This is a genomic window from Blastococcus sp. SYSU DS0552 (assembly GCF_054050815.1).
In genome coordinates, this window is sequence record NZ_JBJHAB010000009.1 from 173,764 (window position 1) to 197,306 (window position 23,543).

General features: G+C 75.0%; 27 protein-coding genes. 13 read left to right on the plus strand and 14 right to left on the minus strand.

Annotated features, from left to right (window positions below):
- Positions 1-15: 15 nt before the first annotated feature.
- Both ACI8AG_RS11610 and ACI8AG_RS11615 read right to left on the minus strand, forming a co-directional pair.
- Complete coding sequence (locus ACI8AG_RS11610) at positions 16-1,188, minus strand: zinc-dependent alcohol dehydrogenase (protein ID WP_456597159.1); 1,173 nt, start codon at positions 1,186-1,188, stop codon at positions 16-18.
- A 29-nt stretch (positions 1,189-1,217) separates the two neighbouring features.
- Positions 1,218-2,165: an SRPBCC family protein gene (locus tag ACI8AG_RS11615; protein WP_456597160.1), complete on the minus strand. Its 948-nt coding sequence runs from the start codon at positions 2,163-2,165 to the stop codon at positions 1,218-1,220.
- 290 nt (positions 2,166-2,455) lie between these two features.
- Here ACI8AG_RS11615 and ACI8AG_RS11620 point away from each other — a divergent pair, with 290 nt between their 5' ends.
- Genes ACI8AG_RS11620 through ACI8AG_RS11630 form a run of 3 tightly spaced genes read left to right on the plus strand, consistent with a single transcriptional unit; the run spans position 2,456 to position 5,727 of the window.
- Positions 2,456-3,265 carry a phosphatase PAP2 family protein gene (locus ACI8AG_RS11620; RefSeq protein ID WP_456597161.1) on the plus strand — a complete coding sequence of 270 codons (810 nt, stop codon included), beginning with the start codon at positions 2,456-2,458 and terminating at the stop codon, positions 3,263-3,265.
- A gap of 40 nt (positions 3,266-3,305) precedes the next feature.
- Complete coding sequence (locus tag ACI8AG_RS11625) at positions 3,306-4,328, plus strand: aldo/keto reductase (protein WP_456597162.1); 1,023 nt, start codon at positions 3,306-3,308, stop codon at positions 4,326-4,328.
- A gap of 52 nt (positions 4,329-4,380) precedes the next feature.
- The gene (locus ACI8AG_RS11630; RefSeq protein ID WP_456597163.1) at positions 4,381-5,727 is read left to right on the plus strand and encodes an FGGY family carbohydrate kinase; all 1,347 of its coding nucleotides are present in this window, start codon (positions 4,381-4,383) and stop codon (positions 5,725-5,727) included.
- A gap of 13 nt (positions 5,728-5,740) precedes the next feature.
- Here ACI8AG_RS11630 and hisN read toward each other — a convergent pair whose 3' ends face one another.
- Positions 5,741-6,580, minus strand: a complete 840-nt coding sequence (gene hisN, locus ACI8AG_RS11635) for a histidinol-phosphatase (protein WP_456589283.1) — start codon at positions 6,578-6,580, stop codon at positions 5,741-5,743.
- A gap of 22 nt (positions 6,581-6,602) precedes the next feature.
- Complete coding sequence (locus ACI8AG_RS11640) at positions 6,603-6,785, minus strand: DUF2795 domain-containing protein (RefSeq protein WP_456589282.1); 183 nt, start codon at positions 6,783-6,785, stop codon at positions 6,603-6,605.
- A gap of 53 nt (positions 6,786-6,838) precedes the next feature.
- Between ACI8AG_RS11640 and ACI8AG_RS11645 the strand changes: the two genes are divergently transcribed.
- Positions 6,839-7,375, plus strand: a complete 537-nt coding sequence (locus ACI8AG_RS11645; protein WP_456597164.1) for a DUF2087 domain-containing protein — start codon at positions 6,839-6,841, stop codon at positions 7,373-7,375.
- 74 nt (positions 7,376-7,449) lie between these two features.
- The gene (locus ACI8AG_RS11650; RefSeq protein WP_456597165.1) at positions 7,450-8,169 is read left to right on the plus strand and encodes a hypothetical protein; all 720 of its coding nucleotides are present in this window, start codon (positions 7,450-7,452) and stop codon (positions 8,167-8,169) included.
- Here the strand turns inward: ACI8AG_RS11650 and rsgA are convergent.
- From rsgA to ACI8AG_RS11665, 3 genes are all read right to left on the minus strand, one after another.
- Complete coding sequence (rsgA, locus tag ACI8AG_RS11655) at positions 8,163-9,179, minus strand: ribosome small subunit-dependent GTPase A (RefSeq protein ID WP_456597166.1); 1,017 nt, start codon at positions 9,177-9,179, stop codon at positions 8,163-8,165. The genes ACI8AG_RS11650 and rsgA overlap by 7 nt on opposite strands.
- Positions 9,176-10,459: a 3-phosphoshikimate 1-carboxyvinyltransferase gene (gene aroA, locus ACI8AG_RS11660; RefSeq protein WP_456597167.1), complete on the minus strand. Its 1,284-nt coding sequence runs from the start codon at positions 10,457-10,459 to the stop codon at positions 9,176-9,178. Before aroA ends, rsgA begins: the two co-directional genes overlap by 4 nt.
- Before the next feature lie 94 nt (positions 10,460-10,553).
- A complete protein-coding gene (locus tag ACI8AG_RS11665) occupies positions 10,554-12,017 on the minus strand; it encodes an NAD-dependent succinate-semialdehyde dehydrogenase (RefSeq protein ID WP_456597168.1) in 1,464 nt (487 codons plus the stop codon).
- A 139-nt stretch (positions 12,018-12,156) separates the two neighbouring features.
- Between ACI8AG_RS11665 and ACI8AG_RS11670 the strand changes: the two genes are divergently transcribed.
- Complete coding sequence (locus ACI8AG_RS11670) at positions 12,157-12,903, plus strand: SOS response-associated peptidase (RefSeq protein WP_456597169.1); 747 nt, start codon at positions 12,157-12,159, stop codon at positions 12,901-12,903.
- Between the two features lies 1 nt (position 12,904).
- Entirely contained in the window at positions 12,905-14,458 is a 1,554-nt protein-coding gene (locus tag ACI8AG_RS11675; RefSeq protein ID WP_456597170.1) for a fused MFS/spermidine synthase, read from the plus strand.
- Positions 14,459-14,460: 2 nt separating this feature from the next.
- On the opposite strand, the gene ybaK is transcribed toward ACI8AG_RS11675, so the two are convergent.
- Entirely contained in the window at positions 14,461-14,934 is a 474-nt protein-coding gene (ybaK, locus tag ACI8AG_RS11680; RefSeq protein ID WP_456597171.1) for a Cys-tRNA(Pro) deacylase, read from the minus strand.
- Between the two features lie 197 nt (positions 14,935-15,131).
- Here ybaK and ACI8AG_RS11685 point away from each other — a divergent pair, with 197 nt between their 5' ends.
- Positions 15,132-15,827 carry a sigma-70 family RNA polymerase sigma factor gene (locus ACI8AG_RS11685; protein WP_456589273.1) on the plus strand — a complete coding sequence of 232 codons (696 nt, stop codon included), beginning with the start codon at positions 15,132-15,134 and terminating at the stop codon, positions 15,825-15,827.
- Complete coding sequence (gene rsrA, locus ACI8AG_RS11690) at positions 15,824-16,162, plus strand: mycothiol system anti-sigma-R factor (protein WP_456589272.1); 339 nt, start codon at positions 15,824-15,826, stop codon at positions 16,160-16,162. The genes ACI8AG_RS11685 and rsrA overlap by 4 nt, the downstream gene beginning before the upstream one ends.
- A gap of 115 nt (positions 16,163-16,277) precedes the next feature.
- Here rsrA and ACI8AG_RS11695 read toward each other — a convergent pair whose 3' ends face one another.
- Complete coding sequence (locus tag ACI8AG_RS11695; RefSeq protein ID WP_014377707.1) at positions 16,278-16,352, minus strand: 50S ribosomal protein bL37; 75 nt, start codon at positions 16,350-16,352, stop codon at positions 16,278-16,280.
- 175 nt (positions 16,353-16,527) lie between these two features.
- Between ACI8AG_RS11695 and ACI8AG_RS11700 the strand changes: the two genes are divergently transcribed.
- Positions 16,528-17,577, plus strand: a complete 1,050-nt coding sequence (locus ACI8AG_RS11700; RefSeq protein ID WP_456597172.1) for a biotin carboxylase N-terminal domain-containing protein — start codon at positions 16,528-16,530, stop codon at positions 17,575-17,577.
- Positions 17,578-17,607: 30 nt separating this feature from the next.
- Entirely contained in the window at positions 17,608-17,859 is a 252-nt protein-coding gene (locus tag ACI8AG_RS11705; protein ID WP_456597173.1) for a biotin/lipoyl-binding carrier protein, read from the plus strand.
- Positions 17,860-17,915: 56 nt separating this feature from the next.
- Here ACI8AG_RS11705 and ACI8AG_RS11710 read toward each other — a convergent pair whose 3' ends face one another.
- Positions 17,916-18,416: a GNAT family N-acetyltransferase gene (locus ACI8AG_RS11710; protein ID WP_456597174.1), complete on the minus strand. Its 501-nt coding sequence runs from the start codon at positions 18,414-18,416 to the stop codon at positions 17,916-17,918.
- An 80-nt stretch (positions 18,417-18,496) separates the two neighbouring features.
- On the opposite strand from ACI8AG_RS11710, the gene ACI8AG_RS11715 reads away from it, so the two are divergent.
- Positions 18,497-19,978: a sensor histidine kinase gene (locus ACI8AG_RS11715; protein ID WP_456597175.1), complete on the plus strand. Its 1,482-nt coding sequence runs from the start codon at positions 18,497-18,499 to the stop codon at positions 19,976-19,978.
- A 129-nt stretch (positions 19,979-20,107) separates the two neighbouring features.
- On the opposite strand, the gene ACI8AG_RS11720 is transcribed toward ACI8AG_RS11715, so the two are convergent.
- Positions 20,108-20,530, minus strand: coding sequence for a WhiB family transcriptional regulator (locus tag ACI8AG_RS11720; protein WP_456597176.1), 423 nt, complete (start codon positions 20,528-20,530; stop codon positions 20,108-20,110).
- Between the two features lie 107 nt (positions 20,531-20,637).
- Positions 20,638-21,663 carry a diacylglycerol/lipid kinase family protein gene (locus tag ACI8AG_RS11725; protein WP_456589267.1) on the minus strand — a complete coding sequence of 342 codons (1,026 nt, stop codon included), beginning with the start codon at positions 21,661-21,663 and terminating at the stop codon, positions 20,638-20,640.
- A gap of 81 nt (positions 21,664-21,744) precedes the next feature.
- On the opposite strand from ACI8AG_RS11725, the gene ACI8AG_RS11730 reads away from it, so the two are divergent.
- On the plus strand, positions 21,745-22,227 hold the full coding sequence (locus ACI8AG_RS11730) for a hypothetical protein (protein ID WP_456597177.1): 483 nt from the start codon (positions 21,745-21,747) through the stop codon (positions 22,225-22,227).
- 88 nt (positions 22,228-22,315) lie between these two features.
- Here ACI8AG_RS11730 and ACI8AG_RS11735 read toward each other — a convergent pair whose 3' ends face one another.
- Positions 22,316-23,098, minus strand: coding sequence for an HAD-IIA family hydrolase (locus ACI8AG_RS11735; protein ID WP_456589265.1), 783 nt, complete (start codon positions 23,096-23,098; stop codon positions 22,316-22,318).
- Positions 23,099-23,122: 24 nt separating this feature from the next.
- Positions 23,123-23,543, minus strand: a 421-nt coding sequence (locus tag ACI8AG_RS11740; RefSeq protein ID WP_456597178.1) for an N-acetyltransferase family protein, incomplete at its 5' end; no start/stop codon positions are given.

Below are 23,543 nucleotides of genomic sequence, written 5' to 3' on the forward strand. Positions count from 1 at the left end.
TCAGCAGATGGACGGTCAGGGCTTGAGGACGACCTTGGTGCAGTCGTCCTCCTTGTCCCGGAACATCCGGTAGCCCAGCGGCGCCTGCTCCAGCGGCAGCGTGTGGGAGATCAGGAACGTCGGGTCGATCTCGCCGTCGCGGATCTTGTCGTAGAGCGGCTTCAGGTAGCGGTGGACGTGCGCCTGGCCGGTCCGCACGGTCAGCGACCGGTTCATCAGCGAGCCGACCGGGAACTTGTCCATGAGCCCGCCGTAGACGCCGATGATCGAGACGGTGCCGCCGTTGCGGCAGGCCATGATCGCCTCGCGCAGCGCGTGCGGTCGTTCGGTCTCGGCCATGACCGCGGTCTTGGCCCGGTCGTAGGCGTCCACCACGGCGGTCGGGTGGGTGGCCTCCAGCCCGGCGGCGTCGATGCACCCGTCGGGTCCGCGGCCCGCGGTGAGCTCGTTGAGCGCGTCGAGGACGTCGACCTCCTCGTAGTTGAGGACGTCGGTGGCGCCCGCCTCCCGCGCCTTCGCCAGCCGGTAGTCGAACCGGTCGATGGCGATGATCCGCTCGGCCCCGAGCATCTTCGCGCTCGCGACCGCGAACAACCCGACCGGCCCGGCGCCCCAGACCGCGACGACGTCGCCGCCGGAGATGTCGCACATCTCCGCGCCCATGTAGCCGGTCGGGAAGATGTCGGTCAGGAACAGCACCTGCTCGTCGGTCAGGTCGTCCTCGATCTTCAGCGGACCGACGTCGGCGAACGGCACGCGGGCGTACTCGGCCTGGCCGCCGGGGTACCCGCCGACCAGGTGGGAGTAGCCGTAGATCCCGCAGGGGGAGTGGCCCCACAGCTTCTCGGCCATCCCGGCGTTCGGGTTCGAGTTCTCGCAGACGGAGAAGAGCCCGCGCTCGCAGGCATTGCAGGCGCCGCAGGCGATGGGGAACGGGACGACGACCCGGTCGCCGACCCGGAGCTTCGACACGCCCTTGCCGACCTCGACGATCTCGCCCATGAACTCGTGGCCGAGGATGTCGCCCTTCTTCATCGTCGGGATGAAGCCGTCGTAGAGGTGCAGGTCGGAGCCGCAGATGGCGGTGGAGGTGACCTTCACGATCGCGTCCCGGTCGTTGAGGAGCTGCGGGTCGGGGACCTCGTTGACCTCGACGTGGTTCTTGCCCATCCACTGGGTGGCGCGCACGGGGGTGTCCTTCCGTAGACGGGGCGGGATCAGGAGCGGGGTGCGGCGGGCTGCTGCTTGGCCATCCGGCGGGCCAGCGGGCCCTCGGGCGTGCCCTCGGAGCGGACCACCTGCCCGGTCTCGAGGATCTGCTTGAAGCGGGCGAGGTCGTCGCGGATCTGCTGGTCGGGGGCCTCGCCGAAGAGCTTCGCGACCGCCTTGCCCAGCTTCCCGGCCGGCTGCGCATAGGCCAGCCGGACCCGCACCTCGGTGCCCTGGCCGCCGGGGGCGGGGCGGAACTCGACCACCCCGGCGTTCTCGATGTCGGCCCCGGGCAGCGACCGCCAGCGGATCCGCTCGCCCGGGGACTCCTCGACCACCTCGGCGTCCCACGCCACGGTGCGCCGGCCCGGTGCCTCGGCGACCCAGTGCCAGCGCCCGATGCCGGCGGGGCGGACCTCGCGCACGTGGGCCATGAACTCCGGCAGCCGGGAGAAGTCGTGCCAGCGGGCGTAGACCTCCTGCGGCGGCTTGTTCACCGTGGCGGCCGCCGAGACGTCGATCGCGCTCGTCCAGGGCGGGGAGGCGGGCAGCAGCTCCCGCGCGGCGCTGCGGCCGCCCTGCCGCGCCGACCGCATCGCCGTGAGCAGGTCGAGCGCGGCCAGCCCGGCGACGGCGATCGTGGCGTTGCGGAGCCGCCGGTGGCGGTCGCCCTCGCGGTGCGACAGGGCGATGCCCAGAGCGGTGAGGTCCATCGCGTCGCCGGCCACGCGGGTCCAGGCCCAGCCCGGCCGGCCGGCCAGCAACCCGACGGCGTGCACCAGCTCGCGGGCCCCCACGGCGGGGATGAGCGACCGGGCGGTGGCGGAGTCGTCGACCCCGGAGAGCCGGGCGACGCCGTCGGGGTCGCGCAGCATGACCACGCCCAGGCCGGTGCTGGCCAGGCCGAGGGCGCGGGCGGTGCGGCGCAGGCCGGGCCGGCTGCGGTGGGAGCTCATGGGATCCTCCGGTTCGGTCGGTCCGTCCTCGGACGTTCGTCCGGCGGGGTGACGTCGCGCGGGCCCGGGCGGCGGCCCCGGCGCCGGTGCAGCGCGGTGGGAGCACCCGGACGCCCTGCCCGGCTACCCCCGGCCCGCACCCGGAAACTCCCCGCGGCCGGCGACGGTGCGTGAGGACGCGGGCGCGGAGGCGTGCCTCGGTACGCGCGTCGTGGGGGGCACGCGCCGAACGGCCCGCCGCCGCCCGTCGTCGCGGGGCGCGGTCGGGCCGCCCCGCCTAGCCTCGACCCGTGGGAATCCCGGGCGACGGTGGGTCCTCACCCTCCTCGCCGCGCCCCGGTCATCGGTACCGCAAGGTCCTGCTGGCGGGGGTGCTGGTCGCCGTCTACGCCGCCCTGGCAGTCGCCGTCCGCACCGGATCGCCCCTGGTGGCGGTGGATGCCGCGGCCCTCCGCTGGCAGCCCGCGCTCCGCTGGCCGGAGTGGGAACCGCTGCTGTCGCACTGGGTCCTGCTCGGGCAGCGGATGGTCTGCCTGGTGGTCCTGGGCGGCTGGCTGGCCGTGCGGTTCCTCCGGGACCGCGATCCGCGCCCGCTGCTCGTGGTGGCTGCCGCGACGCTGCTGCTCAACGCCACGGTGGGCGCGGCCAAGATCGCCTTCGGGCGGCTCGGCCCGTTGCAGCTCGAGGAGGCCGCGCTCCGGCCCGGGGCCGCCGAGGTCTTCACCGACGGCATGGTGTTCCCGTCGGGGCACGCCGCCAACGCCGTCGTCATGTGGGGGCTCGTCGCGTACCTCGTCACGCGTCACCGGCGCGTGGCGGCGGTCGTCGCGGCGGTGCTCGCGGCCACGGTCGGCGCCACCACGGTCTACCTGGGCACCCACTGGGTCAGCGATGTCCTGGCGGGGTGGGCCGCCGGGGCGCTGGTGCTCCTCACGCTGCCCACGCTCTGGCGCCTCGCCGACCGTGCCTGCCGGCGCTGGTCCGCCGGTGCGCGGGTGCGGACGGTGCGCTCCACCGGCGCGGTCCCGTCCGCGCGGCTGGGGGCGGCCCGCCCGCGACCTCCCGCTGCCGGGTCGGGGTGGGTGCGGGACGCCGCCTGAGCAGTGGCGGACGGCGCGACGCCCGGACGAGGATGCGGGCATGCCTGCCGCCACGCCGCCTCCCGTCGGTACCCGCACGCTCGGCCGCGACGGCCTGACCGTCTCGAGCGTCGGCCTGGGCTGCATGGGGATGAGCCAGATGTACGGCCCGGCCGACCGCGCCGAGTCGATCGCGACCATCCACCGGGCCCTCGAGCTGGGCGTGACGTTCCTCGACACCTCCGACGTCTACGGCAGCGGCCACAACGAGCAGCTGGTGGGCGAGGCGATCGCCGGGCGACGGGACGAGGTGCAGCTGGCGACCAAGTTCTCGCTGTCCCGCCGCCCGGACGGCGGGATGACCATCGACGGCCGGCCGGAGAACGTACGGGCCTGCGCCGAGGCCAGCCTGCGCCGGCTGGGCGTCGAGGTGATCGACCTCTACTACCAGCACCGGGTCGACCCACGGGTGCCGATCGAGGACACCGTCGGTGCCATGGCCGGGCTGGTGGCCGAGGGGAAGGTCCGTCACCTGGGCCTCTCCGAGGCGAGTGCGGCGTCGATCCGGCGCGCCGTCACCGTCCACCCGATCGCCGCGCTCCAGAGCGAGTGGTCGCTGTGGACACGCGACCTGGAGGAAGAGGTGCTGGGGGTCGCCCGCGAGCACGGCATCGGCATCGTGCCGTTCAGCCCGCTGGGCCGGGGGTTCCTCACCGGGGCGATCAGGGGCCCGGAGGACTTCGACGCCGACGACTGGCGGCGGGGCCACCCCCGCTTCACCGGGGAGGCGTTCGCGGCCAACCTGCGCCTGGTGGACGCCGTCCGCGAGCTCGCCGCGGAGAAGGGGGTGGCGCCCGGTCAGCTGGCGCTGGCGTGGGTGCTGGCCCAGGGCCACGACGTCGTCCCCATCCCGGGGACCAAGCGCCGGCGCTACCTGGAGGAGAACGTCGCCGCCGTCGGGGTCCAGCTCGACGACGACGACCTCGCCCGGCTGGACGCCATCGCGCCGCCGGGCGCTGCGGTCGGCGGGCGGTACGTGGACAGCAGCTACGCCTACGGGGACAGCCCGGAGCCGGCCGCGTGAGCGCGGCCGCCGACATGCCGGGCCCCGGCCCGCTGGGAACCGTCGGCAGCCGATGAGGACGGGCCTCTTCCTCGGGGCGGACCTCGGCACCAGCGGGCTGAAGGTGGTCGTGCTGCGCGACGACGGCGCCGTCGTGGCCGAGGCCGAGTCCCCGTACGCGTACGACCGGCCGGCGCCGGACCGGGCCGAGATCGACGTGGCGGTGTGGCAGGGCGCCCTGGACGCGGCCCTGGACGAGCTCTCGCCGGTCCTGCGGGGTTCCCGGGTGCGAGCGCTCGGGCTGTCGGGTCAGATGCACGGCACCGTCCTGGTGGACGACGCCGGTGCGCCGCTGCGGCCGGCGGTGCTCTGGCCGGACACCCGCGCGGTCGACGAGCTGGCCGGCTGGCGGCAGCTCGCCTCGGCGGACCGGGCCGCGCTGGCCAACCCGCTCGTGCCCGGGATGACCGGGCCGGTGCTCGCCTGGCTGGCCCGGCACGAGCGGGAGGTGCTCGGGCGTGCGGCGGCCGTCCTGCTGCCCAAGGACGCGCTGCGGGCCGCGCTCGTGCCCGGCGGCTCGCCGGTCACCGACCGCAGCGACGCCTCCGGCACGCTGCTGTGGGACGTCCCGGCGGACGGGTGGTCGAGTGCCGCGACCGCTGCCGCCGGGGTGCCGGCGCGGCTGCTCCCCACGGTCCGCCCCGGCACGGAGCTGGTCGGCGCGGCTGCCCTGCCCGTCGGGGAGGTGCCGGTCGTCGTCGGCGCGGCGGACACCCCGCTGGCCCTGCTGGCGGCGGGCACGGACACCGGCCTGCAGGTGAACCTGGGCACCGGTGCGCAGGTGCTGCGCCCGGGCTGGTCGCCGTGTCCGGTGGTGGACCCCCTGGTGCACGGCTACGCCGACGCGCAGGGCGGCTGGTACGCGATGGCGGCCCTGCAGAACGGCGGCTCGGCCTGGGCCTGGGTGTGCGGTGTCCTGGGCCTGTCCTGGGCCGAGCTGTTCGCGGCGGCCGCGTCGGTGCCCGACGCCGGGGGAGCGGTCTTCCGGCCCTTCCTCACCGGCGAGCGGGGCGGGGTCGCCGGACCGGAGGACCGCGCCGGCTGGGACGGGCTGCACCCGGGAACCAGCCGGGCGCACCTGGCGCGTGCGGCGGTGGAGGGCGTCGTCGGGGCGGTGGCCGCCGCGACGGGCCTGCTCGAGCCACCCGACGACGACGTCCCGGTGGTGCTCACCGGTGGCGGGGTGCGGTCCGCTCCGGTGCCGCAGCTGCTCGCCGACGCCCTGCGGCGCCCGGTCCAGGTCGTGCACCTGCGCAGCGCCTCGGCCGTCGGTGCGGCGCTGCTGGCCGCGCGCGGTGTCGGGGTGGACGTCGTCCCGGTGCGCGAGGCCGGGCCGGTGGTCGATCCGTCGCGGTGCTGATCAGTGGAGCTGATCAGGAGGGCGGGACCGGCGGGGCGGAGGTCAGCGGGTGGACCGTCTCGCCCGCCCCCAACCGCTCCAGGGCGGCGTCGTGCAGCTTGCCGTTGGTCGCCAGGGCGCTCCCGCCGGCCGGTCCCGGAGCGCCGGAGACGTCGGTGAACCGGCCGCCGGCCTCGCGCACGATCACATCCAGCGCGGCGAGGTCCCAGATCGAGACCTCCGGCTCGCAGGCGATGTCCACCGCCCCCTCGGCCAGGAGGACGTAGCTCCAGAAATCGCCGTAGGCACGCGTGCGCCACACCGAGCGGGTGAGGTCGAGGAAGCCGTCGAGCTGCCCCCGCTCCTCCCAGCCCGAGAGGCTGGAGTAGCTGAGGCTGGCGTCACCGAGCCGGGCGACCTCCGACACGCGGCAGCGGGTGGCCGACTCCAGCCGGCGTCCGGTCCAGGCGCCGACGTCCTTCGCCGCCCACCACCGCCGGTTCAGCGCCGGCGCCGAGACCAGCCCGACGACCGGTTCGTCGCCGTCGAACAGCGCGATCAGCGTGGCCCACACCGGCACGCCGCGGACGAAGTTCTTCGTGCCGTCGATGGGGTCGAGCACCCAGCGGCGGGACCCGTGGCCGGTCGTGCCGAACTCCTCGCCCAGCACCGCGTCGCGGGTGCGGGCCCGGCTCAGCGTGATGCGCAGCATCTCCTCGACCGCCCGGTCGGCGTCGGTGACCGGGGTCAGGTCGGGCTTGGTGTCGACCGTCAGGTCCTGCGCCTTGAACCGCTCCATGCTGATCGAGTCGGCCTGGTCGGCCAGCACGTGTGCCAGCCGCATGTCCTCTGAGAAGCCCCGACCCGACGTCATGGGCACCCAACCTAGCGGGGAGTCAGTCGAAGACGGCGGAACTGACCCCGCTCGGGCCCTCGTACTCGCGGTCCTCGATGTTCCTCAGCGCGTCGAGGACATCCTTGTCGCCACCGTGCTGCTCGGCGTGCTTGACGATGTCGTCCTTGCCCGCGGGGTAGTCCATGCCGGACAGGGCCTTCTGGATGTCGATGGGGCTGACCATGGTCGGGGTCCTACCCCGCACCCGGGCACCGATGCACGGATACCGTCGGGTGCGTGGACGCAGCGACGATCGCGGGGCTGCTCGCCGACCCGGTGCGGCTGAAGGTCGTGGCCGCGCTGGCGCTGGGCGCCACGACCATCGAGGAGGTGGCCGCGGCGTCGGGGCTGTCGTTGAAGGAGGTCGCGCTCGCCGCCCGGCGGCTGGCCCGCGCCGGGCTGGTCGACCGCGACGGCCACGTCCTGGCGCTGCACACCGAGCGGTTCGGCACGGCCGCCCGTGCCGCCGCCGAGGCCGCCCCGGCACCGGAGCCTCTCTCCGAGGACCCCGCGGTGGACGCCGTCCTGTCGGCGTTCGTCCGTGACGGCCGGCTGACATCGATCCCCGCCCAGCACAGCAAGCGGCTGGTGGTCCTCGACCACCTGGTGCGGGTGTTCGAGCCCGGCGTCCGCTACCCCGAGCGCGAGGTGAACGCGCTGCTGGCGGTCTGGCACCCCGACGTCGCCGCGCTGCGCCGCTACCTGGTCGACGAGGGCCTGCTCAGCCGAGACGCGGGGGTCTACTGGCGCAGCGGCGGCTACGTGGAGGTCTGAGTCACCTCGTCGACGTGTCGACCTGTCGACGAATCCGTTCGACGACCCGCTGCCGGCCCCCGCAGACTGCCGGCGTGGCCCCGACCCCGTCCGCCGATGCCTTCGCCGCTCTCGCGCGTTCCTCGCCGTGGCGGTGGGCGACGCTCCGCTTCACGGTGTCCTGGCCGGGCGACCCGTGGCGGGCCACGCCCGTGCGGGCGTGGCTGCGCCGGCCCGACTCCCTGCGGGTGGAGGACCTCGACGGCGCGGTGCTGCAGGCCGGCCGTGATTCGCGCCTGACCGTGCCCGCTGCCGCGCCGGTGTGGCGGGCCGACGGTCTGGTGGCGGAGCGGCCGTGGGGAGTGCTCCACGACGACCCGATGTACGAGAACTACTTCTGGATCGCGATGCTGGACCCGGCCGAGCTCGCCGACTCGCACACGGATGCGGAGCCCGGCGAACCGCCCCTGCTGGTGGACACGGTGGTCACGACCGAGCACGGCGGACGCCCGGCGTGGGAGGCCGTCGCCCGGGTGACGCCGGCCTACGAGCCGCGCTGCGGGTGCTGCTCGCTGCTCCGCTCGCGGGACGTGGACGTCGTCGAGTACCGGGACCACCCCCAGCAGGTGCTGGCCACCTACCCCGAGGCGCACCGGGTCCGCCTGGACCTGCAGACCGGTGCCTGCGTGCTGACCGAGGCCCTCGGGGGCGACGTGGCGGGTCAGGGCCACGACCTGCGGATCGAGGCGGTCGACGAGCCGATGGCCGACGACCTGTTCACCGAGCCGCGGCGGAGCTGGTTCCGCCGTCAGTAACCGGGGCCGACCTGGCCCACCGCACCCAGCAGGACGCGCAGGGCGGCCAGCTGCTGCTCCCGGGCCGGCGGTCCCGCGGCAGCCCAGGCGTCCAGCGCGCACTCGGGGTCCTCGGCGGTGTGCCCGCAGCCCGGTGGGCACTCGGTGGCGGCCTCGGCGATGTCCTCGAAGGCGGCCAGGACGTCGTCGGCGGTCACGTGCGCCAGGCCGAAGGACCGGATGCCGGGGGTGTCGATGACGGTGCCCCCGCCGGGGAGGTCGAACAGCACGGCCGACGACGACGTGTGCCGGCCCTTGCCGATCTTGCTCACGTCGCCGGTGGCGCGAAAGGCGTCGGGCACCAGCCGGTTGACCAGGGTCGACTTGCCGACGCCGGACTGCCCGACGAACACGCTCATCCGGTCCCGCAGCCGTTCGGTCAGGGCGTCCAGCGGCAGCTCCAGCGACATCGGGACGGCGTCCAGGCTCAGCCCGGCGTAGCGGTCCAGCAGCGGCTGCGGTGACGCCAGGTCGGTCTTGGTGAGGCACAGCAGCGGCTCGAGCCCGCCGGCGTACGCGGCGACCAGGCAGCGGTCGAGGAAGCCCAGCGCCGGCTCGGGGTCGGTGACTGAGGTGACGATGACGAGCAGGTCGGCGTTGGCCACCACCACGCGCTCGGTCGGGTCGGTGTCGTCGGCGGTGCGCCGCAGCGAGGTCGTGCGCTCCTCGATCGCGACGATGCGGGCAAGGCTGTCGGTGTGGCCGCTGGTGTCGCCGACCACCCGCACGCGGTCACCGACGACGACGCCGTGCTTGCCGAGCTCGCGGGCGCGCATGGTGGTCACGTCGACGGCGCCGTCGGGCCCGTCGACCCGCACCGTCATGCGTCCGCGGTCCACGGCGATCACCAGACCGGGCACGGCGTCGGCGTGCGTCGGGCGGGTGCGCGTGCGGGGGCGGGAGCCACGGCGGCTCGGCCGGACCCGGACGTCGTCCTCGTCCATGCGCCGGGCGCCGCGCTGCGCGCTCACGAGAGGGCTCCGCCCGGCCCGCCCAGCAACCTCGACCACCGCTCACGGAAATCGGGCAGCGTCTTGGTGACCGCGCCCGGGTCGGCCACCCGGACCCCCTCGACGGCCAGGCCGAGGACGGCGGCCGCCATGACCATGCGGTGGTCGGCGTAGCTGTCCAGGTGGGCCGGTCGCCGGGGGCCCGGCTCGATCTCCAGCCCGTCGGGCAGCTGCCGCACCCGGGCGCCGACGGCGGTGAGCACCTCGTCGAGCGCCTGCAGCCGGTCGGTCTCGTGCCCGCGCAGGTGGGCGATCCCGGTCAGCCGGGAGGGGCCGTCGGCCAGGGCGCACAGCGCGGCCAGCACCGGCGTCAGCTCGCCCACCTCGCCGAGGTCGGCCACGAGCGGGCGGACGCCCGCCCCGCCGGTGACCCGCAGCGCGCCGTCGGGGGTCCGCTCGACGGAGGCGCCCATGGCGGCCAGCAGCCGGTCCAGCTGCGCGCCCGGCTGGGTGGTCACCGCCGGCCAGTCGCGGACCGTCACCCGCCCGCCGGTCACCAGCGCGGCGGCGAGGAACGGGGCGGCGTTGGAGAGGTCGGGCTCGACGACGCGGTCCAGCGCCGCGACCGGCCCGGGGACCACCCGCCAGCCGCTCCCGGTGCCGGTGACGTCGACGCCGTGCTCGCGCAGGGTCGTCACCGTCATCTCGACGTGCGGCATCGACGGCACCCCGCCGGTCAGGGCCAGGTCGATGCCCTCGTCGAACCGGGCCGCGGCGAGCAGCAGCCCGGAGACGATCTGCGAGGACTCGCTCGCGTCCACGGTGACCGCGCCCCCGCGCACCCGCCCCGTGCCGTGCACGGTGAACGGTGCCCGGCCCCGGCCGTCGTCGTCGACCTCGACCCCGAGTGCCCGCAGGGCGCCGATCAGCCCGGCGTTGGGGCGCTCACGCAGCCGCGGATCGCCGTCGACCGTCACGTCGCCGTCGGCGAGGGCGGCCACCGGCGGCAGGAACCGCAGGATGGTGCCGGCCAGGCCTGCGTCGACCGTCACCGGCCCCCGCAGCCCGCCCGGGGTGACCAGCCAGTCCTCGCCGTCCTCGTCGACCCGCACCCCCAGTGCCCGCAACGCCGCCGCCATCAGGTCGGTGTCCCGGGCGCGCAGCGGGCGGACCAGCCGGCTGGGGCCGTCGGCCAGGGCGGCCAGCACGAGCGCCCGCGCGGTGAGGGACTTGGAGCCGGGCAGCGTGACGACGGCGTCGACGGGAGCCGGGTGGTGCGGCGCGGACCAGACGTCTGACACGTGATCAGTCTGCCCGGTCACCCGCGCCGCACCGTGGCCCCGTCCCGAGGCTCGCGCCGAGCGTGCGAGGCGAGAGGAGGACGGGGTCCTTCCATCAGCCCGCCTGCGGCTTGTCGGCCTTCTTGACCGGCACGGTGCGCAGCAGCCGCCGGTTGGCGAACTCGAACATCGCCAGCTCGGAGAGCTCCCGGCCGTAGCCCGAGCGCTTGATGCCGCCGAACGGCAGCTCGGGGGAGGAGCCGGTGGGCTGGTTGATCCACACCATCCCGGCCTCCAGCCGCTCGGCCACCGCGCGGGCGCGGTCGAGGTCGCTGCTCATCACCGTGGCGCCGAGGCCGAAGGCGCTGTTGTTCGCCAGCTCGACCGCCTCGTCGGCGTCCTTCACCTTGTAGACGACGGCGGCCGGGCCGAACAGCTCCTCGCTGTAGGCGCGCATGTCCGGGGTGACGTCGGTGAGGATCGTGGCCTCGACGAACGCACCCGGGCGGTCGGGCCGCCGGCCGCCGGCGACCACGGTCGCCCCCTTGTCGATCGCGTCCTGGATCTGCGCGTGCAGGTCCTGCGCGGCCCGCTCGCTGGACAGCGGCGCCAGCGACGTCGAGGGGTCGGCCGGGTCGCCCGGGGAGAAGGTCGAGAACGCCTGCTTCAGCCCCTCGACGAACGGCTCGTACAGCTCCTCGGTGACGATCAGCCGCTTCGAGGCGGTGCACGCCTGCCCGGTGTTCTGCATCCGGCCCATCGTCGCGGCCTTGACCGTCGCGGCCATGTCGTCGGCGTCGAGCACGATGAACGGGTCGCTGCCGCCGAGCTCGAGCACCGACTTCTTGAGGTGCTTGCCCGCCAGCGCGCCGACCGCGCTGCCGGCGCGCTCGCTCCCGGTGAGGGTCACGCCCTGGATGCGGGGGTCGGCGATGACCTGCTCGACGTCGGAGATGCGCAGGAAGGTGTTGGTGAAGACGCCCTCGGGTGCACCGGCGTCGGCGAACAGCTGCTCGATCGCCACCGCGCACTGCGGGGTGATCTCGGCGTGCTTGAGGATGACGGTGTTGCCGAGCACCAGGTTCGGGCCGGCCACCCGGACCACCTGGTAGAAGGGGTAGTTCCACGGCTCGATGGCGAGCAGGACGCCGATCGGGCGGGTCTCGATGACCGCCTCGCCCTTGCCCATCAGCGGCTGGATCGGCGTCGGCTCCAGGAAGCCGGGGCCGTTGTCGGCGTAGTACTTGAGGATCATCGAGCAGAGGTACAGCTCACCGGTGGCCTCGTCGCGGCGCTTGCCCATCTCCGTGGTGATGAGCTTCGCCAGGTCCTCGCGGCGCTCGTCCATCAGCTCGGCGGCTCGGCGCACCACGGCGGCGCGGTCGGCGACCGGGAGCTCGCGCCACTGCTGGTAGGCGGCGTGCGCCCGCTCGATGATGCCGTCGATCGCCTCGGTCGGCGTGAAGTCGAACTCCTTCTCCGTCTCGCCGGTGAAGGGGTTGACCGTCGCGTAGCGCCGGTCGGCGCTGTCGCTGGCGGTCTTCGGGTGGTCGGTCGGTGGGTTCTGCGTCGCGGTCACGCGGTGATCCTCGTCTCTCGTCGAGCGTTCCGACAGAGGGGCCCTACCCGGTGGTCGCTGGCACACGCACGGGCGCCGGCTCGTCGGTGGCCGCACCTACAGTGCTGGGGGAACAGCCCCGTGCCCTCGAGGAGGCGTCATGTGCGGTCGCTACGCGGCCAGCCGCAAGCCCGAGGACCTCGCGCTCGAGTTCGAGGCGGTCCCGGCCGGCGGGCAGCCCCCGCTGGCCGCCGACTACAACGTGGCGCCGACCAAGGAGGTCTACGTCGTCCGGCACGCCCGCGAGCGCGACACCGAGGGCGTGCCGACCGGTGGAGGGTTCCGCGAGCTGCGGGCGGTGCGCTGGGGGTTGGTGCCCTCGTGGGCCAAGGACGTGTCGGTCGGCAACCGGATGCTCAACGCCCGGGCGGAGTCGCTGACCGAGAAGCCGGCCTTCCGCAGCGCGGCGCGCTCGCGGCGGTGCCTGGTCCCGGCCGATGGCTGGTACGAGTGGGCCAAGCGCCTGGACTCCCCGGCCAAGCAGCCCTACTTCATCACCCCCGAGGACGGGTCGGTGCTCGCCATGGCCGGCCTCTGGGAGGTCTGGGGAAAGGGGGAGGACCGGCTCTACACGTGCACCGTGGTCACCGCCCCGGCCACCGGTGCGCTCGCCGAGATCCACGACCGGATGCCGCTGGTGCTCCCGCGGGAGCGCTGGGCGGAGTGGCTGGACCCCGCACGCGAGGACGTGGCGGAGCTCGCCCGGTCCACCCCGCCGGAGCTCGTCGCCGGCCTGGAGCTGCGGCCGGTGAGCCCGGCGGTCAACAGCGTGCGCAACAACGGGCCCGAGCTGCTGGCCCGGGCGGACGGCGTGGACGCCCCCGCCGACCAGCCGGCGCTGTTCTGACGTGGCAGCGGACGAGGCATCCGCCGGTGCTCCGGTCGACACGCCGCCGCCACCCCCACCACCGGGCGGCGCGCTGCCGGCCTGGGTCGCGGCGGGGCTGACCTTCCTCAGCTCCGGCGCGGTCCTCGTGCTGGAGATCGTCGGCCTTCGGCTGATCGCGCCCTACGTCGGCGTGACCGTCCAGACGAGCACCGCCGTGATCGGCTTCGCCCTCGCGGCGATCGCCGTCGGCGCGTGGCTGGGTGGTGCGACGGCCGACCGCACGGACCCGCGCCGGCTGCTGGCGCCGCTGCTGATCGCCGGCGGGGCCCTGGTCGTCGCCGTGCTGCCGCTGGTCCGGTTCACCGGCTCGCTGCTCAGCGGGGCCGACGCCGGGGGCGTGCTGCTGCTGGCCGCGGTCGCCGTGGTCGTGCCCGCGGCGCTGCTCTCCGCCGTCCCGCCGATGGTCGTGAAGCTCCAGCTCGCCAGCCTGGACGAGACCGGCGCGGTCGTCGGGCGGCTGTCGGGCATCGGCACGCTCGGGGGGATCGCGGCGACGTTCGCCACCGGGTTCGTGCTCGTGGCGGTGCTGCCCAGCAGCGTCATCCTCGTCGCCACCGGTGCGGTCACCGTGCTCACCGGCGTGGCGGTCGGCGTGGTCCTGCGGCGCGGTGGCGGGCCGCGCACCGTCCCGGCCGGCCTGCTCGTCCTGGCCGTCGTCGGCGCCGGCCTCGCCGCGGTCGCCCCGACCCCCTGCGAGGAGGAGACGGCCTACCACTGCGCGCGGGTGGTGGCCGATCCGGAGCGGCCCTCGGGCCGGGTGCTGATGCTCGACACCCTCCGGCACTCCTACGTCGACCTCGCCGACCCGACCCACCTGGAGTTCGCCTACATCCGGGCGGTCGCCGCGGTGACCGATGCCGTCTTCCCCACGGGCGAGCCCATCTCCGCACTGCACGTCGGGGGTGGTGGGCTCACGCTGCCGCGGTACCTCGCCGAGGTGCGGCCCGGCACCGAGAGCGTGGTGGTGGAGGTCGACCCCGGCGTGGTCGCGATGGACCGCGAGCAGCTCGGGCTGGAGACGTCGGCCGACCTGCGGGTGCGGGTCGCCGACGGCCGGGTCGGGCTGGCCGAGGAGCCGGCGGGGCAGCGCGACCTCGTCGTCGGCGACGCCTTCGGCGGGCTCTCCGTGCCCTGGCAGCTGACCACCCGGGAGGCGCTGGAGCTGGTCGACCGGGCGCTGGCCGACGACGGCGTATACGCGGTCAACCTCATCGACCACCCACCGCTGTCGTTCGTGCGCGCCGAGCTGGCCACGATGCGCGAGGCGTTCGAGCACGTGGTCCTCCTGGCCCGCGCGCCGGTTCTGGCCGGGGAGGACGGCGGCAACGTCATCGCGGTGGGGTCGCAGCGGCCGCTGCCCGCCGAGGAGATCGCCGCCGCGCTGACCCGCCGGGACCTGGCCTGGCAGGTGGCGGAGGGGGAGGAGCTCACCAGGTTCATCGGGGACGCCCGCGTGCTGACCGACGACTTCGCCCCGGTCGACCAGCTCCTGACGCCGTACGCGGCGCCCTGACCTCAGCGTCCGATGGAGGCGGTGCGGGCGCGCGTCAGCCGCACCAGCTCGGCCGGGGGCAGCTCCAGCTGCAGCCCGCGCCTCCCGGCGCTGACCAGCACCGTCGGGAAGTCCAGGGCGGAGGCGTCGACGACCGTGGGCAGCGCCTTGCGCTGCCCCAGCGGGCTGATGCCGCCGAGGACGTAGCCGGTGGCCCGCTCGGCGTCGACCGGGTCGGCCATCGCCGCCTTGCGTCCACCGGCGGCGGTGGCCAGCGCCTTGAGGTCGAGGGTCCCGCTGACCGGCACCACGGCGACGGTGAGGACGCCGTCGACCCGGGTGACCAGGGTCTTGAACACCTGCCGCGGATCAGCCCCCAGCGCGGCGACCGCGGCCTCGCCGTGGCCCTGGTCGGCCGGGTGCTCGGGGTCGTACGGGTGCAGCGTGTGGGCCACCTTCGCCTGCTCCAGGACCCGTACCGCCGGGGTTGCCGCCACGGCGCCGCAGCGTAGCGAGCACCGGCCCGTCGGGAATGGCCGCGGCCGCCGGTGCCGTTGCACCGGCCGTGAGCAGCAGCGTCTCCACCACTCGCGCACGGGCTGTGCACCGGCGTCCCCCGGGCCGTCCGGACGCCGCACGGCTAGGATCGACCGACGTGGGGCCCCGCGTCCGGGGGCCCCGGAGAGGACGGTCGGTGCCTGAGGATTCCGTGGTCGACAACCCCGGTCAGCTGCCCGAGGGCGCGCCGGTGGAGGTGCCGGAGGCCCGCGAGGGCGGGAGTCGCACGGAGCTCGCCGAGACCCGCGCCGAGCGGGACGCCCGGTTCGAGCGCGACGCGCTGCCCTACCTGGACCAGCTCTACCCGGCGGCCCTGCGGATGACCCGCAACCCGGCCGACGCCGAGGACCTGGTGCAGGAGACCTTCGTGAAGGCCTACTCCGCGTTCCACCAGTTCGCCGAGGGCACCAACCTCAAGGCCTGGCTGTACCGGATCCTCACGAACACCTACATCAACAGCTACCGCAAGAAGCAGCGGCAGCCGCAGCAGTACCCCACCGACCAGGTGCAGGACTGGCAGCTCTACGCCGCCGAGGAGCACACCTCCTCGGGCCTGCGGTCGGCCGAGATCGAGGCGCTGGACCACCTGCCGGACTCCGACATCAAGGAGGCCCTGCAGCAGCTACCGGAGGACTTCCGGCTCGCGGTCTACCTGGCCGACGTCGAGGGGTTCGCCTACAAGGAGATCGCCGAGATCATGGGCACGCCCATCGGCACGGTGATGTCCCGGCTGCACCGCGGTCGCCGAGGGCTGCAGAAGCTGCTGGCCGACTACGCCCGGGAGCGGGGCTTCGTCCGCGCCGGGGCCGGTGAGGAGGCGACCCGCCCGTGAGCGACCAGCAGGGGGCCGGTGAGCCCCTCGACATCAACTCGTGCGACGACGTCCTGACGCACGTCTTCGAGTTCCTCGACCACGAGACCTCCGACGAGCGCCGGGGCGTGATCGCCGAGCACCTCGACGAGTGCTCGCCCTGTCTGCGCCAGTTCGGCATCGAGCAGGAGTTCAAGGCGCTGGTCCGGCGACGCTGCGGTGGCGACAAGCCGCCGTCGGGTCTGCGCGACCGCATCAAGATGCAGCTGACGAGCGTCTCGTTCGAGGAGGACGGGACCCAGGTCAGCGTCGAGCGGCTGACGATCGAGCACTCGGAGGAGCGTCCCACCGCCTGAGAGCACGCGGCCGAACGTCAGAGGCCCAGAACCCGACGGGTTCTGGGCCTCTGACGTCCGGCCCCGTTCAGGGGCCCACCCTGAGCCTGCGAAGGGTGGGGAGGACGGGGTCCTTCTAGGCGTTGGGGCGCTTGCCGTGGTTGGCCTTGTTCCCCTTGCGGGAGCGACGCTTGCGTCCGCGCTTGGACATCGCTGCCCTCCTCTCATACTTGCTGGTGGGCCGGGCGGCCCGTGGGTTGTGCGGGGGGCCGGAGCCGGCGCACGCGGGGTGCGCCGCGCTGACGGACCCGCCAAGCTGACCCGGCAAGCCTCTCACGGGGAGAGCCGGCCGTGCGCCGGGCAGGGCGAACGCAGGAGGAGCAGCAGTGCCGCAGCTGGGGATCGAGACCGTCCTCGTCGCCGGACGGGGACCCGCTGGGTGCGCCGTGGTCCGGGCGTGCCAGCGGCTCGGCCTCAAGGCGGTGGCGGTGCACAGCGAGACGGAGCGCTCGGCACGGCACGTCCGCCTGGCCGACGACGCAGTGCTGCTGGGGCCTGCGCCGGCCGCCGAGTCCTACCTGGCCGTCGACCGGATCGTGGAGGCGGCCCGGCGCAGCGGAGCCGACACGGTGCTCCCGGTTCCTCCCGCCCTGGCCGGCAACGCGCGACTGGCCGCCGAGGTGGTCCGGGCGGGGCTGCGCTGGGGCGGTCCCGATGCCGAGGTGCTGGAACGCCTCGGTGGTGACGGCGTGGAGCCGGCCAGCGAACGCGGCTTTCTCGCCTGGGTCACCGCCGACGGACTGCGTTTCGCCACCTCGGTGGCCCGGGATCGTGCCGCCGGTATCGCACGGGTGTCCTGGACCCCCGGCGAGCCCCGGCAGCTGCCCGCGGCCGCGCACCGCCTCGCCGAGGTGGGCTGGCGCGGGCTGGTCACCGTCGGCATCGACCCCGACGGCGAGCTGGCCGAGGTCGCCGCGGGCTTCTCGCTGGACATGGCGGTGCTCGAGCGGTCGCACGGCGTCGACGCCGTCGAGCTGGCGCTGCGCAGCGCCGTCGGACCCCGGGTCCCCGGGCCGGGCCCCGTGGCCCGCAGCGAACCGCGGGCCGCGGTCGTCGCACAGCTGCGCGCCACGCTCCCGCCGGGGAGAGCCGGCCGGATCAGCGGTCGCCTCCCCGGCTCCGGGCGCCCGCCCGCGACCGAGGGCGGCGTCGACCTGGTCGCGGTCAGCGGTTACGACCCCGGTGACCGGCTGGACGGCTGGTACGACGCGCTGCTGGCCACCGTGAGCGCCGGCGCGGACGACGTCGCGGCGGCGGCGCGTGCGGCCGGCCTGGCGCTGTCCGGGCTGGCCGGGGCCGGGGTGCCGCACGACGGCCCCGAGGTCTGCGCGGTGCTCGGCGGGCTGGCCGAGGGGCGCGCCTTCCCCGGAACCTGACGCCCGGGGCCCGTGCTTGGATGGGGGCTCATGATCGGGCGGGCGCGGGAGGTTCCGGTGGCGGTCGAGGAGATCCACGCGGAGATGGTCTCCAGTGTCTGGAAGGTCCTGGTGCAGCCCGGTGCGCGGGTGTCCGCCGGTGACACGCTGGTGATCCTGGAGTCCATGAAGATGGAGATCCCGGTGCTCACCGAGCGCGCGGGGACCGTGCAGGAGCTCCACGTGGTCGAGGGCGAGGTCCTCCAGGAAGGCGACCTCATCGCCACCGTCGGCGACGCCTGACGGCCCCGCCCGGAGGCTCGCCCCGAGCGTGCGAGGGGTGAGGAGGGCGGGGTCCTTCAGCAGACGTCGCGGGTGTAGACGAGCAGGTCGACGCCGGGGGCGGGCGTCCAGTCGCGCGCCGGCAGCCGGGTGAAGCCCAGCCGCTCGTACAGCCGGTGGGCCGCGCTCATGCGCGTGCCGGTGGAGATGACGACGCGCCGCCGGCCCGCCGCGCGGGCGCGGGCCAGGCACGCCTGCACCAGGGCGGCACCCACCCCGCGGCCCTGCGCCCGCGGGTCGACCACGAGCATGCGGAAACCGGCCTCGTCGGGGGACTCGAGCACCTCGCCGAAGTCGCCGCCCGCCACGAACGCCACGCTGCCGACCAGGCGGCCGGCCTCGTCGCGGGCGACCAGCAGCTCGGCCAGCCGCGCACGACCGGCCACGTCGGCCAGCTCGGCGGCGTACCCCGCCGACGCCAGGCCGCCGCGCAAATACACGTCCACGGTGAGCGCGGCGATGCGGTCGTGGTCGGCGGGGACCGCCGGCTCGATGCGGACGGCGGGGAGGGGAGGCACGCGGTGCAGCGTAGGAGAGGACCCGGTCCCGCTCGCCCGCTCGGGGTGGGCCTCGGGACGGGCCATAGGCTCGGGGCACCATGAGCAGCCTCTCGGAGCGCCTCACCCGTGGCACGGCGTCCAGCCCCGCCCAGATCGACCACGCCCGGCGGCTGGTCGCCGACTGGCAGCTGCTGGCCGACCTCGCCTTCGCCGACCTGACGCTCTGGGTGCCGTTGTCCTCGGGATCGTGGTGGTGCGTCGCCCAGGTCCGCCCGCTGACGGCGCCGACCAGCCGGCCGGAGGACATGGTCGGCGTCGAGGTGGACGCCGACGCGGCCCGGTCGTTCACCGCGGCGCTCCGCGACGGGCGGCCGGTCACCGGCGGGGAGCCGGATCCGTCGGGTACGCCCCCGCGCCGGCGCGAGGTCATCCCCGTGCGGCACGAGGGCGTGGGGATCGCCGTCCTGGCCAAGGACACCAACCTCGCGGTGACGCGGGCGCCGTCGACGCTCGAGCTCACCTACCTCGACATCGCCGCCGACCTCTGCCTCATGGTGTCCGCGGGCACCTTCCCGCCGGTCAGGGCGCAGGACGCGGAGATGAGCCCGCGTGTGGGGGACGGGCTGGTGCGCCTCGACGGGGCGGGCAGGGTCACCTACGCCAGCCCGAACGCCCTCTCGGCCTACCGCCGGATCGGGGTGGTCGGCGACCTGGCCGGCGCCGTCCTCGCGGAGGTGACGTGCCGCGTGGTCACCGACCGCGTGGCGGGGGAAGCGGCGGCCGCCGGCATCACCGCGGCGATCGCGGGTCGCTACCTGGACCCCATGGACGTCGAGGCAGCCAGCGCGACGCTGCTCCTGCGGGCCCTGCCGCTGCACGCCCCCGGCGCCGAGCCCGGGGCGCTGGTGCTGGTCCGCGACGTGACCGACGTGCGGCGTCGGGACCGGGCGCTGCTCACCAAGGACGCGACCATCCGGGAGATCCACCACCGGGTGAAGAACAACCTGCAGACGGTCGCCGCGCTGTTGCGTCTGCAGGCCCGCCGGATGACCGAGCCCGCGGCCCGGGCGGCGCTGGAGGAGTCGGTGCGCCGCGTGGCGTCCATCGCGGTCGTGCACGAGACGCTCGCCGGCAGCCGGGAGGACGTCGTCGACGTCGACGACGTCCTGGACCAGGTGCTCCCGATGCTCGGTGACCTGACCTCCGTGGGGCCCGCGGCCCGCACCCGCCGCACCGGCTCGTTCGGCGAGCTGCCCGCGGCGGCGGCGACCCCGCTGGTCCTCGCCGTGACCGAGCTGCTGCACAACGCGGCCGAGCACGCGTTCCCCGAGGGGGAGCCGGGGGTCATCGAGCTGGTCGCCGAGCGCGAGGGGGACGACCTGCGGGTCCGGGTCCGCGACGACGGGCAGGGCCTGCCACCGGACTTCGACCCGGCGGCGAGCGACGGGCTCGGCCTGCAGATCGTGCGGACGCTGGTCACCAGCGAGCTGGGCGGGAGCCTGACGATGGGGACGCTGGAGGGCCGGTCGGGCACCGAGGTCGTGCTGACGTTGCCCTGCACCGCCCGGCCGCGGCGGTGAGAGCTGCACCGTCCCGGACGACGCCGAGGCCGGTCCGGGAGGACCCGGACCGGCCTCGTGGCGGTCGGTGCGTTCGCGGTGGTGCGGTGGGCCGCCGGTGAACCCCGGCGGCCGTCGTGGTGGTCCGGATCAGGCGGTGTGGACCCGGGTGCGAGCCTGACGCCGCTTCAGCGCGCGCCGCTCGTCCTCGGAGAGCCCACCCCAGACACCGGAGTCCTGGCCCGAGCGCAGGGCCCAGTCCAGGCACGACGAGACCACCGGGCAGCGCTGGCACACGGCCTTGGCCTGCTCGATCTGGACGAGAGCGGGGCCGGTCGTCCCGATCGGGAAGAACAGCTCCGGGTCCTCGTCCCGGCAGAGCGCGCGGTGGCGCCAGTCCATGGCGTTGTACTCCTCGATGTCGTCTGCGGTCGGTGCGTCAGTCGCCTTGCTCGGTCTGCGATCGCCGGGCCGACACCGGTCACCCAGCGTCTTGGCGGCAGCGACTGCCTGCTTTGTTACCGGCAGGTTGCGTCCCAGCAGCGATGTTTTCACGTGCCGGACGCCTGTCAAGCGAATCGGGGTCGACGCTGACCCCCGCGTGAGCAACCTCACCACGCCCGTGCTAGGCCCGCCACCCGGCGGGGGGAAACTCCGTGCCGAGCGCTCAAGGAACGCCGTCAGGCGATGACGCGCAGCGCGTGCGGCACGTCCGTGATCCGGACGCCGGTGGCCGTGCCCAGGTGGTCGCCGTCGACCTGCCAACCCTGCGGCCGGACGGCGGTGATCGTCAGCTCCCGGAGGTCGTGCCACCGGTGCAGGCCGCGTCCGCGCAGATCCGGCTCGGGCCGCATGGTCTGCCGCAGGGCGCGCAGCATCCGGGCGGCACCCATGCGGCCCAGGGCGAAGACGTCCAGCCCGGTGTCGAAGGAGGCCTGCGGCGTCGGGTTGACCGGTCGCGCCCCCAGGTAGGTCCAGGGGCTGACGTTGGACACCAGGCAGAGGAACAGCTCCTCGACGGGTGGCTCGCCGGGCACCTGGAGCGTCATCGCCGGGCGTCGCCGCTCCCGCCCGAACAGGAAGGCGCTGGTGCCCTCCCGGACGTAGAGCGCGCCGGTCGACCGGCGCCCCCGGGCGCGATGGGCCTCCACCCGGGCGATCACCTCGGCGTCGAACCCGAAGCCGGCGGCGAACACGAACCACCGGGGGGCGGTCCACCCCGGGCCGTCGGCGTCGGCGTCGGCCCGGGCAACCGCCTCTGCCGCCTCCGGCGCGACCCCGGTGACCGCCGCGGTGCTCGTGCCGGTGGCGCTCGCGGTGCCCAGCGACACCGACCGCGTCCGGCCGGCGCGCAGCGAGGCGAGGATCTCGGCGGTCGCCTCCACCGGGTCGCGCGACCGGCCGAGGGCCCGGGAGAACACGTTGGTCGACCCGCCCGGCACGACCGCCAGCGTCGGCACGGCCGGTCCGGGCCCGTCGGTGAGCAGGCCGTTGACCACCTCGTTCACGGTGCCGTCACCGCCGAGGGCGACGACGACGTCGATCCCCTCGGCGGTCGCCCGGGCGCCCAGTTCACGGCCGTGCCCCCGGTGCGTCGTCTCGGCGACGTCCACCTTCAGCTCGCTGGCCAGCGCGCCGACGAGCACGTTGCGCATCTTGGCGGTCGTGGTCGTGGCCGCAGGGTTGACGACCACGAGCGCGCGCATGCCGCCAGGCTATCCAGCGGCCCGGCGTGGACCAGCAGGACGTCCGGTGGGCGACCGCAGCCCGGGCGTAATCTCGCCGTCGTGACCGAGGACCGCGGAGCGCCCACCCCGCCGCCCCGTCGCCTCGCCGACCGGCTGTTCGGCGCCACCGCCGCGCAGCCGGCGCCGCGCCCCGCCGGGCCGGCGACGGAGGCGCCGCCGTCACTGCGCCGGGCGGCCCTGGCGGTGGCTCTGGAGGCCGTGGCGTTCGCGGTGGGCGCGCTGGTGCTGCTCTACCTCACGTTGACCGGCGCCCCGCAGAGCGTGCCCCGCGCGCTCGCCGAGGTGGTGCTGGCCGCGCTGGCCGCCGGCGTGCTCGGGGCCGCCGCGCGAGGGCTGTGGCGGGTCGCCGGCTGGGCCCGGGCGCCGGTGGTGGCGATGCAGCTGTTCCTGGGGCTGACCGGCTTCACGTTCGCCTTCTCCGCGCAGCAGCCGCTGATCGGCCTGCCGATCCTGGCGCTGGTGGGCGCGGTGCTCTACCTGCTGGCCGCGCCCGACTCGCGGCTGGCGTACGACGGCCGCTGAACGAGGACGTCCTTCCCCCCGCCCCTGTCACGCTCGGGGCCGGGCCTCTGAAGGGGGCCGGTAGGGGGTTGGGCGACGGGGTCCTTCTTCAGACCAGGTCGATCACGTCGGCGATGGAGTCGAGGACCCGGCTGGGCCGGAACGGGAAGCGGCTCACCTCGCTCGCGGAGGTGGACCCGGAGAGGACCAGCACCGTCTCCAGGCCCGCCTCGATACCGGCGACGACGTCGGTGTCCATGCGGTCGCCGACCATGATCGTCGACTCCGAGTGCGCCTCGATCCGGTTCATCGCGCTGCGGAACATCATCGGGTTGGGCTTGCCGACGAAGTACGGCTTGGCGCCGGTCGCCGCGGTAATCATCGCGGCCACCGAGCCGGTGGCCGGCAGCGGACCCTCCGGCGAGGGGCCGGTCACGTCCGGGTTGGTCGCGATGAACCGGGCGCCGCCCTCCACCAGCCGGATCGCCCGCGTGATCGCCTCGAACGAGTACGTGCGCGTCTCCCCGAGGACGACGTAGTCCGGATCGGTGTCGGTCATGACGTACCCGACCTCGTGCAGCGCGGTGGTCAGCCCCGCCTCGCCGATGACGTACGCCGAGCCGCCGGGCAGCTGGGTGGCGAGGAAGTCGGCGGTCGCGAGTGCCGAGGTCCAGATCGCCTCCTCGGGTACGAGCAGGCCGGTCCGGCTGAGCCGGGCCGCGAGGTCGCGGGGCGTGAAGATGGAGTTGTTGGTCAGGACCAGGAACCGGCGCCGTCGCTCGACCAGCCGGTCGAGGAACTCCTTGGCACCCGGCAGGGCGTTCCCCTCGTGGACGAGGACCCCGTCCATGTCCGTCAGCCAGCACTCGATCGGTCCGCGCTCGGTGGTCACGGGTCGAACGCTAGCGCCGCGCGGTCAGGTTCGGTCGTCGGAGGCGAACGACGCGAGCGCGTCGTCGGTCAGGCGGAACACGGTCCACTCGTCCATGGGGACGGCGCCGGCCGCCCGGTAGAACTCGATCGACGGGGTGTTCCAGTCCAGCACCGACCACTCCAGCCGGGAGTAGCCGCGCTCGACGCAGACCGCGGCGAGCGTGCGGAGCAGCTCCTTGCCCAGGCCCGTGCCCCGGTGCCGCGGCTGGACGTAGAGGTCCTCGAGGTAGATGCCGTGGGTGCCGCGCCAGGTGGAGAAGTTGAGGAACCACAGGGCCATGCCCACGACCTGGCCGTCGCGGGGGGGGGGGGGGGGGGGGGGGGGGGGGGGGGGGGGGGGGGGGGGGGGGGGGGGGGGGGGGGGGGGGGGGGGGGGGGGGGGGGGGGGGGGGGGGGGGGGGGGG